The sequence below is a fragment of the Leuconostoc palmae genome, assembly GCF_019656075.1.
In the GTDB taxonomy this organism is placed as follows: Bacteria; Bacillota; Bacilli; order Lactobacillales; family Lactobacillaceae; genus Leuconostoc; species Leuconostoc palmae.
In genome coordinates, this window is the sequence record NZ_BPKZ01000006.1 from 72,614 (window position 1) to 88,293 (window position 15,680).

The following is a 15,680-nucleotide window of genomic DNA, read 5'->3' on the forward strand; positions in this document are numbered from 1 at the left end:
TTAGTCCTGGATATTGATGAATGAAAAATGATTGAAGTCAAAAAGACCTTGATCAGTTATTTTTAGGCTAGGGATGACTGGTAATGCCATGAATGAAAGTGTAAGAAAAGGGTCGAATTTCAAATCACTAATCTCAGAAAATGCTTTTTGAAGTGCATTATTGGTTTGGATAACCTTTTGATAGGATTCTGAAGACATTAGCCCACCAATGGATAGTGGCAAAATAGTAATTTTACCATTGTTAACGACTACCTCACCACCACCAATATCTCTAAGTGTATTGGCGGCTATAATCATATCTTGATCATTTGTACCTGTGATAATAATATTATGTGAATCATGTGCAATAGTTGAAGCAATTGCGCCATTTTTTAATTTAAATCCTTTGATAATACCAATACCATGACCAAGATTATGATATCTTTCGGCAACCACAATTTTTGCGTAGGATTCATTGGGTGTAAAAACACCTTTGATTGTTGGAACTTCTTCGATAACATGCTTCGTAGTAATATGGTGAGGCATAATTTCTATGATATGGGCAGGCTTTTCTGCATCTAATTTTAAAATCAGATCTGTTTCTGTTAATGAAAAATTTAAGGACTGGTTTGCTAGAGGTAAGACAGTGGTCTCGGTCTCTGAATACCATTCACCGTTTAACATTACTTTTTCGGTAACTAAATCAGTTAAATTATTGACAATTGATAGATCAGCAACAAAACCGTCTGTTAAAGCACCAACGTTTTCTAACTGGTGTGCTTTAGCCGCATTATAGCTGGCAATAGTATAGGCCATTTCTGCAGACATGCCATTTTGAATAGCAATTTTTACATTATAATCAATTGATCCTTCTTTTTGAATGTCATTGGCCGTTTTATCATCTGTTGCAAAGGAAAAATGAGATTGATTCGCTTGATTTATTGCAGGTAAAATAGCAAGTTCGTCTCTTTCTACCGTGCCTTCACGTACAAATACTGAAAATCCTGCATTTAGACGATCTAGGGCTTGTTTAGCATTTTCACTTTCATGATCCGTATCAATACCATACTTTCTATAAATGGCAAGTTGCTGGCGATTTAAACCCGAAGCGTGACCATCAACATGTTTACCGGCTGCTCTTGCATCATCAATTTTTTGATGCATGTCACCATCTTTATTAAATACGGCTGGGAAATCCATCACTTCTGCTAAGCCATTAATTTCTGGTACGCTATAAAAAGGTTTAAGTGCATCAGCATTAAGCGTTGCACCAGCATGTTCAAAAGGTGTAGCAGGGACCGAAGAAGGTAGCATGTAATGGATGTGAAGCGGTGATTGTCTAGCTTCTTCTAACATGTACTGGATCCCTGATATACCTGCAACGCTAGCAATTTCATGTGGGTCAGCTACGACACGAGTGACACCATGTGGAATAACTAATTTAGCGAATTCACTAGGAGAGAGTAAAGAACTTTCAATATGCATATGAGCATCAATTAATCCTGGGACAATATATTTTCCATTGGCATCAAATGTTTGCTTAGCTGTTAAATCGTCCCGTTTTCCACGATAAATAATCTGACTGTGGTCTATCCATAATTCTGTTTCTTCGAATTTTAGGTTAAACACATCTAAAATTTTGGCATTGATAATATGCCATGTTACGGTTTGTATCAAAATGAATCTCGCTTTCAATTTTTTAATAGTTTACCATAAATGAAGGTAAAAACTGCTAATTAAAGTTTCCCTGTGCTTTTTTAACATAACTATACCAATTTCAGTTAATCGTTGACAAAACAGTTTAAGTTATTTAAAATATTGAATGTTAGGAACAAATATGAACTTTACCAATTAAAAAAGAGGTTATTAATTATGTGTGGAATTGTCGGCTATACAGGTATTAATCAAGTTTTACCAAAGCTATTAAAAGGTTTAGAAAAATTAGAGTATCGTGGTTATGATTCAGCAGGTGTTTACGTTAATAACGGCGTAAACGAAGATTTTCTTGTGCGTGAGCAAGGACGAGTTTCAATGCTGGAGTTAGCGACAAAAAATAAAGGTATTTCTGGAACAGCAGGTATTGCTCACACACGATGGGCAACACATGGTGGCGTTTCGGTAAAAAATGCGCATCCTCATATGTCAAGTGATGGTCGTTTTTATCTTGTGCATAACGGGGTTATAGAAAATTATGACGTATTACGTGATACTTACCTAAAAGATATTAAGCTAAATTCAGAAACTGATACTGAAATAGCAGTTCAATTAATTGATAAATTTGCTAAAGAGGAAGAGTTATCGGCAGTTGATGCTTTCAGAAAAATGATTTCACTTTTAGATGAAAATTCTGCTTATGGCTTCCTGTTAATGGATCGTCAGACACCGGGTCTTTTGTATACAGCAAAGAAAAAGTCACCACTATTAATTGGTGTCGCTGAAGAAGGTAATGTGGTTACTTCAGATGCAGCAGCTATGCTTGATGTGACAAATGATTTCATTGAACTTATGGATGGTGAAACTGCAATCATATCTAAGGACAAAGTATCACTTTTTGACGAACACGGTGTTGAAATTGTGCGTGAACCTTTTACTATTAATATAGATGCTTCAGAAACTGATAAAGGTGTTTATCCATACTATATGCTCAAAGAAGTTGATGAACAAGCAGTTGTTGCACGTACGTTGTCTCAACATTATTTTGATGAAGAAGGGCATATAAAAAATATTGATAGTCAGATTACTGAAGCTATTAAAAAAGCTGATAGAATATATATCGTGGCTGCAGGTACTTCTTATCATGCTGGGCTAGTTGGGAAAAGATACTTTGAACAATGGACAGGGATTCCAACAGAAGTACACATTGCATCGGAATTTGCTTATGATCAACCATTACTGAGTAACAAACCTTTCTTTATCTTTTTGAGCCAATCAGGTGAAACTGCGGATTCACGTGAGGTATTAGATAATATTGTTAAGCAAGGCTATCCGTCACTAACAATAGCTAATGTGATGAATTCTACTTTGACCAGAGAGGCAGATTTTGCCTTACCAATCTTAGCTGGTCCAGAAATAGCCGTTGCTTCAACCAAAGCCTATACAGCTCAAGTTATAGTTGAAGCAATATTAGCATATGCTGTTGGAGATGCGGATATTGATTTGAAACATGAATTGGCAAGAGTAGCAGTTGAAATGCAAGTTATTATTGATCAAAAAGAGGTGTTCAATGATATTGCGAAAACAGCATTGCATAATCGTCACTCTGCATTTTACATTGGTCGCGGGCTTGATGCAGCTGTTGCTGTTGAAGCGGCTTTAAAATTAAAAGAAATATCTTATGTACAAACGGAAGGATTCGCTGCTGGTGAATTAAAGCATGGCACAATCTCTCTTATTGAGGAAGGAACACCAGTTTTTGCTTTGTTAACACAAGAGAAAACGGCGGGACTAGTTCGCGGTGAGATAGCTCAAGTTGCTGCTCGCGGTGCTAAAACTATTGTTTTAGCTAGTGAGTCAATTGCTAAAGAAAATGATGATTATATTTTGCCTAATGTAAATGAGTTGCTTATGCCATTATTAGCGGTTATTCCTGCACAATTAATTGCTTATTATGCAACTCTGGATAGAGGATTAGATGTTGATCGTCCAAGAAATTTGGCCAAATCAGTTACAGTTCAGTAAAAATTAATTTATTTTAACATGTGATAAGGTAATCTTGTCACATTTTTTTGTGTGGCTGTTAGACATCTGGTAAAATAAATTAGTATAGTTACGCACATTTGCGTGTAAAGGAGGTGCCAATCTTGGCGCTTTTTAAAAGTAAAGATAATATTGTTGTTGTTGATAACCAGCTAAAAATTCCTAATCACATTGCTATTATTATGGATGGAAATGGTAGATGGGCAAAAAAAAGATTTATGCCACGCATTGCGGGTCATAAAACAGGCATGAATACTGTCAAGAAAATAGCTACTGTAGCAAGCGATTTAGGAGTTAAAGTGTTAACTCTATATGCATTTTCAACTGAAAATTGGGCTCGTCCTAATGATGAGGTCAGTTTTTTGATGCAGTTGCCTATTGATTTCTTTAATGACTTTGTACCGGATCTCGTTAAGAATAATATTCGTGTAAATGTAATGGGTAATATTGATCAGTTACCGCAAGGAACCAAGAATGCTGTCACACGTGCAATTGAGCAGACAAAAACTGGCACAGGTATGATTTTGAATTTTGCCTTAAATTATGGCGGGCAATCCGAAATTGTTGCATCGGCAAAACAAATTGCACAAATGGTTGCAGATGGTAAGATCACACCATCTGATGTTGACCAAAAGTTATTTGCTCAAACATTGCAGACAGCATCATTGGGTGATTTTGCAGCGCCTGATTTGATGATCAGAACATCAGGTGAATTGAGACTAAGTAATTTTTTGCCTTACCAAGCTGCTTATACTGAACTATATTTTACAGATGTCCTTTGGCCAGATTATTCTTCAGATGATTTAGTTGAGGCAATTACGTCTTTTACCGCGCGTGATAGACGTTTTGGTGGGTTAAATAATGTTAAGGTTGAAGGTGAGTCTCAAAAATGAAAACACGTGTTATAACAGCAGTAGTTGCATTAATTGTTTTTGTACCATTGTTAATAATTGGGCACTGGCCTTTACTTGTATTAACATTGATGATGGGGGTTGTTGCAGTAAGCGAGGTGTTACGTATGAAGCATCGATTCTTAGTATCATCAGAAGCGCTTCTTAGTTTCATCGGTGTCATAGCGATTATATTGCCAAACAGTTTTTGGCAACATATACCTTTTGTAAAAAGTGCACATGTTGTTTTTTACATGTTAGCGTTCTTATTGTTATTAACAACCATAATTGTTAAAAACCGATTTAACTTTGATGATGCCGGCGCACTGACATTGACTATGTTATATGTCGGAACTGGATTTCATTACTTTTATCAAGCAGATAGTAAGGGTTTGTCAACTGTGATGTTTGGTATGTTAATTGTGTGGATTACTGATTCAGGTGCGTATATTGTTGGTCGTGCTATTGGTAAGAATAAATTAGCACCTAAAATAAGTCCTAATAAAACTTGGGAAGGTTCTATTGGGGGAAGTGTTGTAGCAGTTTTAATTGTACCAATACTTTATGTTCTTTTTAATTGGCTTCCACATTATAGTTTTATGGAATTATTTATTTTTACTGTTATACTTTCAGTAGCTGGACAAATGGGTGATCTTATTGAGTCTGGATTTAAACGTCATTATGGTGTGAAAGATTCCGGGAACATTCTTCCTGGACATGGTGGTATTCTAGATAGATTTGATTCTATGTTGATTGTTATGCCATTAATGGCAATAATTGGTATGTTAGGATAAATTATATGAGCATAACTGCAATTATCACATTTATACTTATTTTTGGTGTTATTGTCACTGCACATGAATTTGGACACTTTATTATAGCTAAAAAGTCGGGCGTATTGGTGCGAGAATTTTCTATTGGTATGGGGCCTAAAATATTATATTGGCACAAAAATAACACAACGTACACCATTAGAATATTACCTGTTGGTGGGTATGTTAGAATGGCTGGACTAGATGAAGAATCAGATCTTGATGCTGGACAAAATGTTTGTCTTCAGTTTAATGACCAAAAACAAATTACCATTATTGATAAACGTATTGAAAATACTAGTGGTGTAATATTTCAGATTGATACTTTTGATTTACAAAATGAGCTTTTTTTGACTGGATTTAATAAAGAATCTACTGAAAAACAAGTTTATGATATACATCATGATGCGATCATTGTTGAAAAAGATGGTACTGAAGTGCAAATCGCACCGAAAGACACTTGGGTGCAGAATGCGCCAGTCTATAAACGTGCCATGATTAATGTGGCTGGCCCTTTGATGAATTTCATATTGACATTTTTCATATTTTCGATACTTGGTTTTATACAACCAAATGTTAATTTGAATGAAAATGTCATAGGATCTGTTCAATCTGGTATGCCCGCAGCAGATGCTGGTATCAAAGTTAATGATAAAATTATAAAAATTGACAATGATAAAACTAATACCTGGGAAGAAATTACAGAAAACATTTCTAATAAGTCTAATCAAGAAATAACACTGTCTGTAGAACGCTTGGGACATTTGAAACAAATAACGCTTAAACCACAGTTAAAGAGAATTAACGGTAAAGAGCAATCCTTAATTGGTATAACCAATCGAACGTATACGGATCCTGTGTCGCGATTAAAGTATGGATTTATATCAACAATAACTGCAATTCAGAAAATATGGCATGCGTTAACACACTTATTTACTGGAGGTTTTAGCCTTGATAAATTGGGTGGGCCCGTTGCAATTGCCAAGACGACTTCCGAGGTGTCTAAAACTGGATTTTTAAATATTTTGTTTTTCACTGCGATGCTATCAGCTAATTTAGGAATTATGAATTTAATACCAATTCCAGCATTAGATGGTGGTAAATTAGTTTTAAACGCGATTGAAGCCATTTTGCGAAAACCACTGCCAACATCATTTGAAAATGCAGTGACGATTGCTGGAGCAGCAGTGATGTTAGTTCTAATGGTAGCAGTTACGATTAATGACTTATTAAGATGAGTAGAATTTAGTCACTGGTGTACAACAGTACACCGTACATATATAAAGGATGAAAGAGTATTATGAAACAATCAAAATTATTAATGCCTACTTTACGCGAAGTACCTTCAGATGCAGAAGTTGTTAGTCATCAATTACTATTAAAAGCAGGTTATATTAGACCAGTTGCTGCTGGTATGTTTTCTTATCTACCATTAGCTAAGCGTGTATTAAATAAAATAGAAGCTATTGTTCGAGAAGAAATGGATAACATCGATGCAAATGAAATGCTTGTACCAGAAGTTTTACCAGCCGAACTTTGGCAAAAATCTGGCCGATATGCAACTTATGGACCGGATTTATATAAATTAAAAAATCGCCAAGATCGTGATTTTATACTGGGTCCAACGCATGAAGAAACTTTTACTCAGTTATTAGCTGATGACATTAAGTCTTATAAAAAATTACCATTAGTTGTGTATCAAATTCAGCAAAAGTTTAGAGATGAGAATAGACCAAGGTTTGGATTATTACGTACGCGAGAATTTATCATGAAAGACGCGTATTCGTTTAGTGCCGACGAAGCAGGATTAGATAAAGCTTTTCACGATATGGAATCTGCCTATACTAACATTTTTGATCGATTAGGATTGACATATCGAATTATTGTAGGTGATGCGGGTGCTATGGGAGGATCTGACTCAAAAGAATTTTCTGCACCAGCCTCAGCTGGAGAAGATACGATTGCTTATTCTGATACAACGTCATATGCTGCAAATCTTGAAATGGCCAAGGATTTTTATGAACGTCAAGTTAGTTTAGAGGCAGAAAAAGACTTGCAATCAATCGATACACCAAATGTTAAGTCAATTGAAGAGCTGTCTGAATTTTTAGACATAGAAGCAAATAAACTGGCAAAAACAATCATATTCAAAGCTGACGGTAAATTGGTAGCTGTTGTTACTACCGGTGACTTTGAAGTTAACGATGTTAAAGTGCAAAACTTTTTACATGCCGATAATTTGGAGTTAGCTGATGAACCAACGGTTGAAAAAATAGTCGGTACAGGGTTTGGTTCTTTGGGACCGGTTGGCTTGCCTGACGAAGTCCAAATATTAGTTGATGAACGTGCAGCAGATCTAGTTAATTTTACTGCTGGTGCCAATAGAGACGGAAAACACTTGACTAATATTAATTGGCAGCGAGATGTTAACCTAATGGATAGTAATGTTGGAGACTTTAGAATTGCTCGTGAAGGAGATTTGTCTGTAGATGGACAAGGGAAACTAGTTTTCACAAAGGGTATAGAAATCGGTCATATTTTTAAGCTGGGTACAAGATATTCTAAAAGTATGGGTGCGCAAGTACTTGATGAGAATGGTCGCCAAAAAGACATGATTATGGGATCTTATGGTATTGGTGTTTCACGTTTGCTCAGTGCTATTGTTGAACAAAATTCAGATGAAAATGGGCTAATTTGGCCAGCATCAGTGGCACCTTTTGATGTGCATATTGTACCGGTTAACATAAAAGATGAAGATCAAATAAGAATTGCTAATGACTTAGAAACAACTTTGACCAGTCAAGGATTTGACGTATTAGTGGATGACCGAAAAGAACGTGCGGGGGTTAAATTTGCTGATGCTGATCTAATCGGATTACCTATTAGAATTACAGTGGGTAAAAAAGCAACTGAAGAGATTGTTGAGGTTAAGGTTCGAGCAAGTAATACCAACATAGAGATGCGTGTAAGCGAAGTTGTTGACTCTGTTTCAGTATTGCTGAATGATGATAAGTAAAGTGTTAATGGCCGAATTATTCGGCTTTTTTACTCGCAAGAATAAAATCAAGGAGAGCATATGTCTTTAACCGAAAAAGAACAATTGCAACATTTATTTGATCAAATTAAATTAAATAATGAAGTACGAAAATTATTCTCAAATGGAAAACTAAATCAAGTAATTGTTTCTAAAAAAGAACACTCTTGGTGTTTTAAGATTGAGGTTGAAAAGATTATTTCTCCAGAAATAACGCTTCAGTTGCAACAACAATTAAGTAAGGCATTTACGAATATTGCAAATACTAAAATCACCTTTAATACGTTATCTAAAACTTTTGACGAATCAATGATCAATGGCTATTGGCATATTATTTTATCTGAATCTAATCTTAATCCTGCTTTAAAACAGCAAATGATGAGTAATACGTCGTTGAATATGATATCTGTAGATGAATGCACGATAAATGTTGGCTCACAAATAGTGGCTCAAAAAATAACCGAGGATGTTTTAAAGAATCTACAAACAGTTTATCAACAATATGGATTTTCAAAAATAGAATTTAGCTATAAACAAAGCGAAGAACTTGCTCAAAAAATAACTGAAAAAGTTGCCCAACATCATGCCAAAGCTAATGAAAATTTACAAAAAGCTATTTTGGCTAGTGAACAAGCTAAACCTAAGGCTGCAAATGATGGTGTAGCACTTACTCTTGGACGTAAAATTAATCCAGAATCTGAAATTACAAGACTTGAAGATATTGATTCTGAAGAAAATCGTGTCATCGTTGAAGGCTATATATTTAACAGTGAAGTTCGAGAGCTTCGATCGGGTCGCAAGTTAATGACGGTCAAATTAACTGATTACTCAAATTCTATATCAGCGAAAAAATTTTCAAATAATGAGACTGATGAAGCAGTTTTTGATCATATTAAACCGGGTATGTGGGTACGTATTTCCGGTAATGTGCAAGAAGATACATACGCACGAGAGCTGGTTATGAATATTTATGACTTACAGGTTATAGACCATGAAAATCGTGAAGAGACATATCAAGACCCTAAAAAACATATTGAATTGCATGTTCACACGTCAATGTCAGCTATGGATGCTGTTACTGATTATACAAAAGTTGCTAAATTAGCGAAAAGATGGGGTCAAGAGGCATTGGGAGTTATTGACAATGCAAATGTTCAAGGGTTCCCAGAAGCACTTGACGCGGGAAAAAAGCATGATTTGAAAATGATTTATGGTATGGAAGCAAATTTGGTTGAGGATGGCGAACCCATTGCATTTAACTTAAAACCAGTTGAACTCTTAGATAAAGAGACAATTTTTGTAGCTTTTGATTTAGAAACAACAGGATTGTCGGCAGTCACAGATAATATTATTGAGCTTTCTGCCGTTAAAATGCAGTTAGGAAACGTAATAGACAAGTTTTCCGAATATATCAATCCAGGATTTCCTCTGTCAGAATTTACGACAGAATTAACATCTATTACTGATGCGATGGTGGCCCATGCTCAACCGGAAGAAGAAACGCTTAACAGCTTTAGACAGTGGATTGGTGATGCTATATTAATTGGACATAACGTCACTTTTGATATTGGTTTTATAAATGCTGCTTATAAGCGTTATGAACAATTACCCATTAAAAATCCAATAATAGATACGCTACCTTTTACAAGATGGTTATATCCTGACTATAAATCCTATCGTTTGGGTACAATTGCCAAAAGATTTAACATTAATTTGGAGCAAGCCCATCGTGCAATTTTTGATTCAGAAACAACGGGACATATTGCTTGGCGACTAATCAAAGAGGCATTTGAAAAATATAAATTATCATCCCATAATCAGCTAAATAATTATATGACAGAAGGGGATGCTTGGAAACACGGTAGACCTGTTCATGCTACATTATTAGTTCAAAATAGTGTCGGATTGAAGAATTTATATAAATTAGTTTCAAAATCAAATATTAATTATTTTGCTAAGGTTGCGCGTATTCCTCGCTCTGTTTTAAATCAGTATAGAGATGGACTTTTGATTGGGACAGGAGATACTGGCGGAGAAGTTATTTCAACATTGATTGAAAAAGGGTATGAACAAGCGATAGAGAAAGCAAAATATTATGATTTTATTGAAATCCAGCCAACGGCTAATTATGCACCAATGATTGAATCTGGGTTAATCGCAAATCTGGGTAAATTGCAAGATATTCTACTTAATATGGTGCGATTAGGGAAAGAATTAGACAAAATTGTTGTTGTTACTGGTGATGTTAAGTATACTAACCCAGAGGACAAGATATATCGCAATATTTTAATTGCTACGCAACCAGGTAACCCGCAAAATCGTACAGAAATACCAGAAACCTATTTTCGTACGACACAGGAATTACTAGATGATTACAGTTTTATGGGAGAAGCATTGGCAAAAACAATAGTTATTGACAATACACATCTTATTGCTGATAGTCTAGAAGTGATTGAACCTTTGAAAAATGGGTCATATCCGCCAAATATTCCCACAGCCGGTGAAGAATTAACTAAAAGAACACTGGAAACAGCAAAAAAATGGTACGGTGACCCATTACCGGACGTGATTCAAGCAAGAATTAATCAAGAACTTGAAGCTATCATAGGAAACGGATTTGCACCACACTATATGATCGCTCAAAAACTGGTTGAAAAATCAAACAAGGATGGCTATTTAGTTGGTTCGAGAGGATCAGTTGGTTCATCTTTCGTAGCTACAATGTCTGGTATTACAGAAGTTAATCCTTTTGCACCACATTATCGTAGTGCACATGGTGACTACTTTGAATTAGCTGACCCCAAAATTTATGAGTCGGGTTATGATTTACCGGATAAAATGGATCCAAACCATCCTGGAGAATTATTGATAGGTGATGGTCAGAATATTCCGTTTGAAACCTTTATGGGATTCAAAGGAGATAAAGTACCGGATATTGATTTAAATTTTTCTGGTGATTATCAACCTGTTGCTCATAATTATATGAAAGTTCTTTTTGGAGAACATAATGTTTATCGAGCAGGGACAATTGCTACAGTTGCTGAAAAAACAGCTTTTGGGTATGTTAAAGGGTTTGAACGAGATAATGAAAAGCATTATCGAACAACAGAGGTAGAACGATTAGCGCAAGGTATTACTGGAGTTAAAAGAACAACTGGTCAACATCCAGGTGGTATTCTAATTGTTCCTCGAGAATATGAAGTATATGATTTTACCCCTGTGCAGTATCCAGCAGATGATCAAAAATCTTTGTGGCAAACGACACATATGGATTATCATTCGATTCATGATAATCTATTAAAAATGGATATTTTAGGTCATGATGATCCAACTATGGTTCGTACTTTAAAAGATATGTCTGGCATAGACCCTCAATCAATTCCAGTAAACGACCCTGGGGTACTAAGTTTGTTTACATCTCCGGAAGCTTTGGGTGTTACACCCGAACAAATTTTTTCTAAGACAGGTACTCTTGGGTTACCAGAATTTGGAACAAATTTTGTGCGAGGTATGTTGGAAGAAACACAACCACATACTTATTCAGAGTTACTCCAAATTTCTGGATTATCGCATGGAACGGATGTCTGGTTAGGAAACGCAAATGAATTAATTGAAAATGGTACGGCTACAATTGGGACAGTAATCGGAACACGTGATAAAATCATGACTGATTTAATTAATTGGGGATTCCCAGCGGCAGATGCCTTCAATGTCATGGAAAAGGTGCGTAAAGGAAAGGGCATTACAGAAGAGTATCAAGCACAATTAAGAGAAACAAAAGTACCAGAGTGGTATATTCAATCAATGATTAAAATTAAGTACATGTTTCCTCGGGCACACGCAGCTGCTTATGTTTTAATGGCTTTGAGAATCGCTTATTTCAAAGTTTATTTTCCAACTATCTATTATGCTACATACTTTTCCGTCCGTGCTGATCAGTTTGACATTGTAGCAATGAGCCGTGGCAAGAATGCCACCAAAGATGCTTTGAAGCGGTTGCGCGCTTTAGGAAATGATGCAACGGTTGGTGATAAAAACTTATTAACTGTGTTAGAAATGGCTAACGAAGCATTGGAAAGAGGTATTAATTTTTCAATGGTTGATTTATATCAGTCAGAAGCGAGTGAATGGGTAATTGACGGTGATACACTTATTCCACCATTTTCTGCTGTGCCTAGTCTTGGAGAAAATGTGGCTAAACAAATTATTGTGGCACGCCAAGAAAAACCTTTCCTAAGTAAAGAAGACTTGAAAAAACGTGGGAAAGTATCACAAACAATTATTGATTACTTATCTAAACATTCAGTACTAGATGGCATGCCAGATGAAAATCAATTAAGTCTATTTGATTTTTAAAAAATTTAGTAAGATGGGAAATATAATCATATGAAACATGAATTGCATCAACGCATCGCAAATTATTTCGAATATGTTTTAAATATTGTGATTGTGATTATTGGCATTGTTATTTTCGGATTTTTGTTGAGGGAAATATATCATTTAGCAAATCTACTAATTACAGTTGATGATATGCGAACACATTTTACAGAAATAACTGAATCAACTTTAGCCGTTTTTTTATTTTTTGAATTTATGAGTTTAGTCCGCGAATACTTTATTAAAGATGCACACATAAGTATGGAAAGTTTTTTATATATTGGTGTAACCGCGTTAATAAGAGCTATTTTGGTCTATCATGATCAAACCATGAAAACTTTGTTGTTGGCAGCATCCATATTTTTGCTTGTCATAGCATTAACCTTTTATCGTTTTTTCAGAGAGAAAACAAAAAAAATTTCACGACATGAAGTTTAAATGTAGATGTAGTAAAAAAGCGCACTCTAGGCGCTTTTTTAGTCTGCTTAATCATGTTATGATTAGGTAGAAAAATAACAAAGGAGTGTGGGTAATCACTTGTGCAATTGATTTATCCCACAGTAATAACATGACAAAAAATATTGTAGTACTTGGCAGTTTAAATGTAGATAATATTATGAAAATGCCAAGAATGACATTGGAGGGCGAGACTATGGCATTGTCAGATGTCACAACTGCTCCAGGTGGTAAAGGCGCAAACCAAGCAGTTTCTGCATCACGTCAAGGCGCTAACGTGTCATTTATTGGATCAGTCGGTAATGATGCAAATGGTCAGTTTATGCGTGCCACTTTGCTAACAAATGGAGTTAATGTTGATGCAGTGACAACAAATGGTGATGTGCCAACTGGTTCAGCCTACATTATGTTGCAGGATAGCGGTGCTAATACCATTTTGATACATGGTGGTGCAAATCAGGCTTTGAATATTGGCGATTTAGATGCCGAATTGATTTCAAAAGCGGATACTCTAATTGCTCAATTTGAAGTGCCGTTGCCTGTTATTACTGAAGCATTTAAAATAGCTAAAGCTAATAATGTACAAACAATCTTAAATCCTGCACCAGCAGTTTATGACTTAACCCCTGAGCTAGTCGAAGTAACGGATATTATTTTACCTAATGAAACTGAAGCACAGCTATTATCTGGTATAACTGTTGAAAATAACGAAAGAATTTTAAATCAAGTTAGTGATAAATTACTGTCAACAGGTATTAAGCGTAGTGTGATCACACTAGGTGGTGCAGGATCATTTATAGCTGACGGTAATAATCGCTGGTGGGCTAAACCTAATCAAGTTAAAGCCGTTGATACAACTGCAGCAGGTGACACTTTTATTGGTGCCGTTGCGGCAGTGATTAACCCGGATTTTTCCAATCTTAAAGAGGCTATTACACGTGCAAGTGCTGCAAGTGCTATTGCAGTCACGCGTCCAGGCGCAATACCATCAATTCCTACTAAAGATGAGGTTGATAATTTCAAATGATAGCCTTACCAGACGAATTTATTAAGAAATATACTCATTTGTTAGAAGATGATGCTAAAAGTTTTTTTGAATCATTTGATCATAATGCTAAAAAAGCTTACCGTATCAATCCATTAAAAAATAATACAGAACTTTTTGACACCGCAAATGATGGAAATTTACCTTATGGGATTTGGGGACGATTCGGTGAAGTTTCCGGGCATTCTGTGGATCATGTAACTGGAGTGGTTTATTCACAAGAGCCTTCAGCACAGTTTGTGGGAGAGGTTGTTCAACCGTCACCAGGTGAACGCATACTTGATTTATCAGCAGCTCCAGGAGGGAAATCAACGCATCTAGCATCATTTATGGATCAATCAGGATTATTATGGTCTAATGAAATATTTATGAGTCGAGCCAAGATATTAAGTGAAAATATTGAACGAATGGGTATTAGAAATGCTATAGTGACATCACATTCACCGGCTGAATTAAGTGAAAAATTGCCAAATTTTTTTGACAAAATTTTATTGGATGCACCCTGTTCAGGTGAAGGTATGTTTCGAAAAAATAAACTTGCAATTAACCAATGGCATAAAGATTTTCCTAAAGAATTGGCAACTTTACAGAAAGAAATATTAATTGAAGCCCTGAAAATGTTAAAACCAGGGGGTCAAATTGTTTATTCTACATGTACTTTTTCACCAGAAGAAGATGAACAGACAATTTCATGGTTACTTAAGACATATCCTGAGTTAATTTTATTAAAGATTGATAAACCGTCAGAATCTCATATTAGTGATGGTGTACCAGAATGGTCAGATAAACAATATACTGATGGTCGGGTTGAAATCAGCAACACATCAGATCAGAAAATACTACTCAATACTGCACGCTTATGGCCACATAAACTTCAAGGAGAAGGGCATTTTGTGGCTAAATTGCAAAAAGAGCATTCAGAAACAGATTTAAAACCTAATAAAGCAATTAAAAAACTTGAAAGTTCTAATTTAAGTAATTCTCAAAAAAGATTGTTAGATGAGTTTTTTGTATCAACAATGACTAATTTTGAAGTTGATTATCAACGTCTAGTATTATTTGGCGATCGTTTGTATATGGCACCAGAAGATACTCCAAACTTGAATGGCATGAAGATTCTTCGATTAGGTTTAGAAATTGGTGTATTCAAAAAAAATCGCTTTGAACCGTCTCATGCACTTGCGTTAGCTTTTTCACCTCAAAAATTCAAACAACAATTTAATTTGAATGAAGATGATTGGGTTAAGTATGTACATGGTGATGTACTTAGAACAAAACAACGCCTTAATAAAGGTTGGATTCTTGTTACTGCCAATGAAAATGGTGTTGGTTGGGGCAAATTTGTTGATGGTCAAATCAAGAACTTTTTTCCTAAAGGATTACGTTTTTAA

The 15,680-nt window shown here is 35.5% G+C and carries 10 protein-coding genes; 9 read left to right on the forward strand and 1 reads right to left on the reverse strand.

The features are described 5' to 3' along the window. Positions 1 to 1,656, reverse strand: a complete 1,656-nt coding sequence (gene ade / locus K5Q12_RS04520) for an adenine deaminase (RefSeq protein ID WP_220742525.1) — start codon at positions 1,654 to 1,656, stop codon at positions 1 to 3. Positions 1,657 to 1,851: 195 nt separating this feature from the next. On the opposite strand from ade, the gene glmS reads away from it, so the two are divergent. The 9 genes from glmS to K5Q12_RS04565 all read left to right on the forward strand — a co-directional run bounded on the left by glmS (position 1,852) and on the right by K5Q12_RS04565 (position 15,680). Next, positions 1,852 to 3,657: a glutamine--fructose-6-phosphate transaminase (isomerizing) gene (glmS, locus tag K5Q12_RS04525; protein WP_220742526.1), complete on the forward strand. Its 1,806-nt coding sequence runs from the start codon at positions 1,852 to 1,854 to the stop codon at positions 3,655 to 3,657. A gap of 122 nt (positions 3,658 to 3,779) precedes the next feature. After that, positions 3,780 to 4,568, forward strand: a complete 789-nt coding sequence (gene uppS, locus K5Q12_RS04530) for an undecaprenyl pyrophosphate synthase (RefSeq protein WP_220742527.1) — start codon at positions 3,780 to 3,782, stop codon at positions 4,566 to 4,568. Beyond that, positions 4,565 to 5,359: a phosphatidate cytidylyltransferase gene (locus tag K5Q12_RS04535; protein ID WP_220742528.1), complete on the forward strand. Its 795-nt coding sequence runs from the start codon at positions 4,565 to 4,567 to the stop codon at positions 5,357 to 5,359. The genes uppS and K5Q12_RS04535 overlap by 4 nt, the downstream gene beginning before the upstream one ends. A 5-nt stretch (positions 5,360 to 5,364) precedes the next feature. Then, positions 5,365 to 6,615, forward strand: a complete 1,251-nt coding sequence (gene rseP / locus K5Q12_RS04540; protein ID WP_220742529.1) for an RIP metalloprotease RseP — start codon at positions 5,365 to 5,367, stop codon at positions 6,613 to 6,615. 62 nt (positions 6,616 to 6,677) lie between these two features. Further along, positions 6,678 to 8,393, forward strand: a complete 1,716-nt coding sequence (locus K5Q12_RS04545) for a proline--tRNA ligase (protein ID WP_220742530.1) — start codon at positions 6,678 to 6,680, stop codon at positions 8,391 to 8,393. A gap of 60 nt (positions 8,394 to 8,453) precedes the next feature. Then, a complete protein-coding gene (locus tag K5Q12_RS04550) occupies positions 8,454 to 12,767 on the forward strand; it encodes a PolC-type DNA polymerase III (protein WP_220742531.1) in 4,314 nt (1,437 codons plus the stop codon). A gap of 30 nt (positions 12,768 to 12,797) precedes the next feature. After that, positions 12,798 to 13,226, forward strand: a complete 429-nt coding sequence (locus tag K5Q12_RS04555) for a phosphate-starvation-inducible protein PsiE (RefSeq protein ID WP_220742532.1) — start codon at positions 12,798 to 12,800, stop codon at positions 13,224 to 13,226. A gap of 130 nt (positions 13,227 to 13,356) precedes the next feature. Continuing rightward, a complete protein-coding gene (gene rbsK / locus K5Q12_RS04560) occupies positions 13,357 to 14,271 on the forward strand; it encodes a ribokinase (protein WP_220742533.1) in 915 nt (304 codons plus the stop codon). Continuing rightward, positions 14,268 to 15,680 carry an RsmF rRNA methyltransferase first C-terminal domain-containing protein gene (locus tag K5Q12_RS04565; RefSeq protein ID WP_220742534.1) on the forward strand — a complete coding sequence of 471 codons (1,413 nt, stop codon included), beginning with the start codon at positions 14,268 to 14,270 and terminating at the stop codon, positions 15,678 to 15,680. The genes rbsK and K5Q12_RS04565 overlap by 4 nt, the downstream gene beginning before the upstream one ends.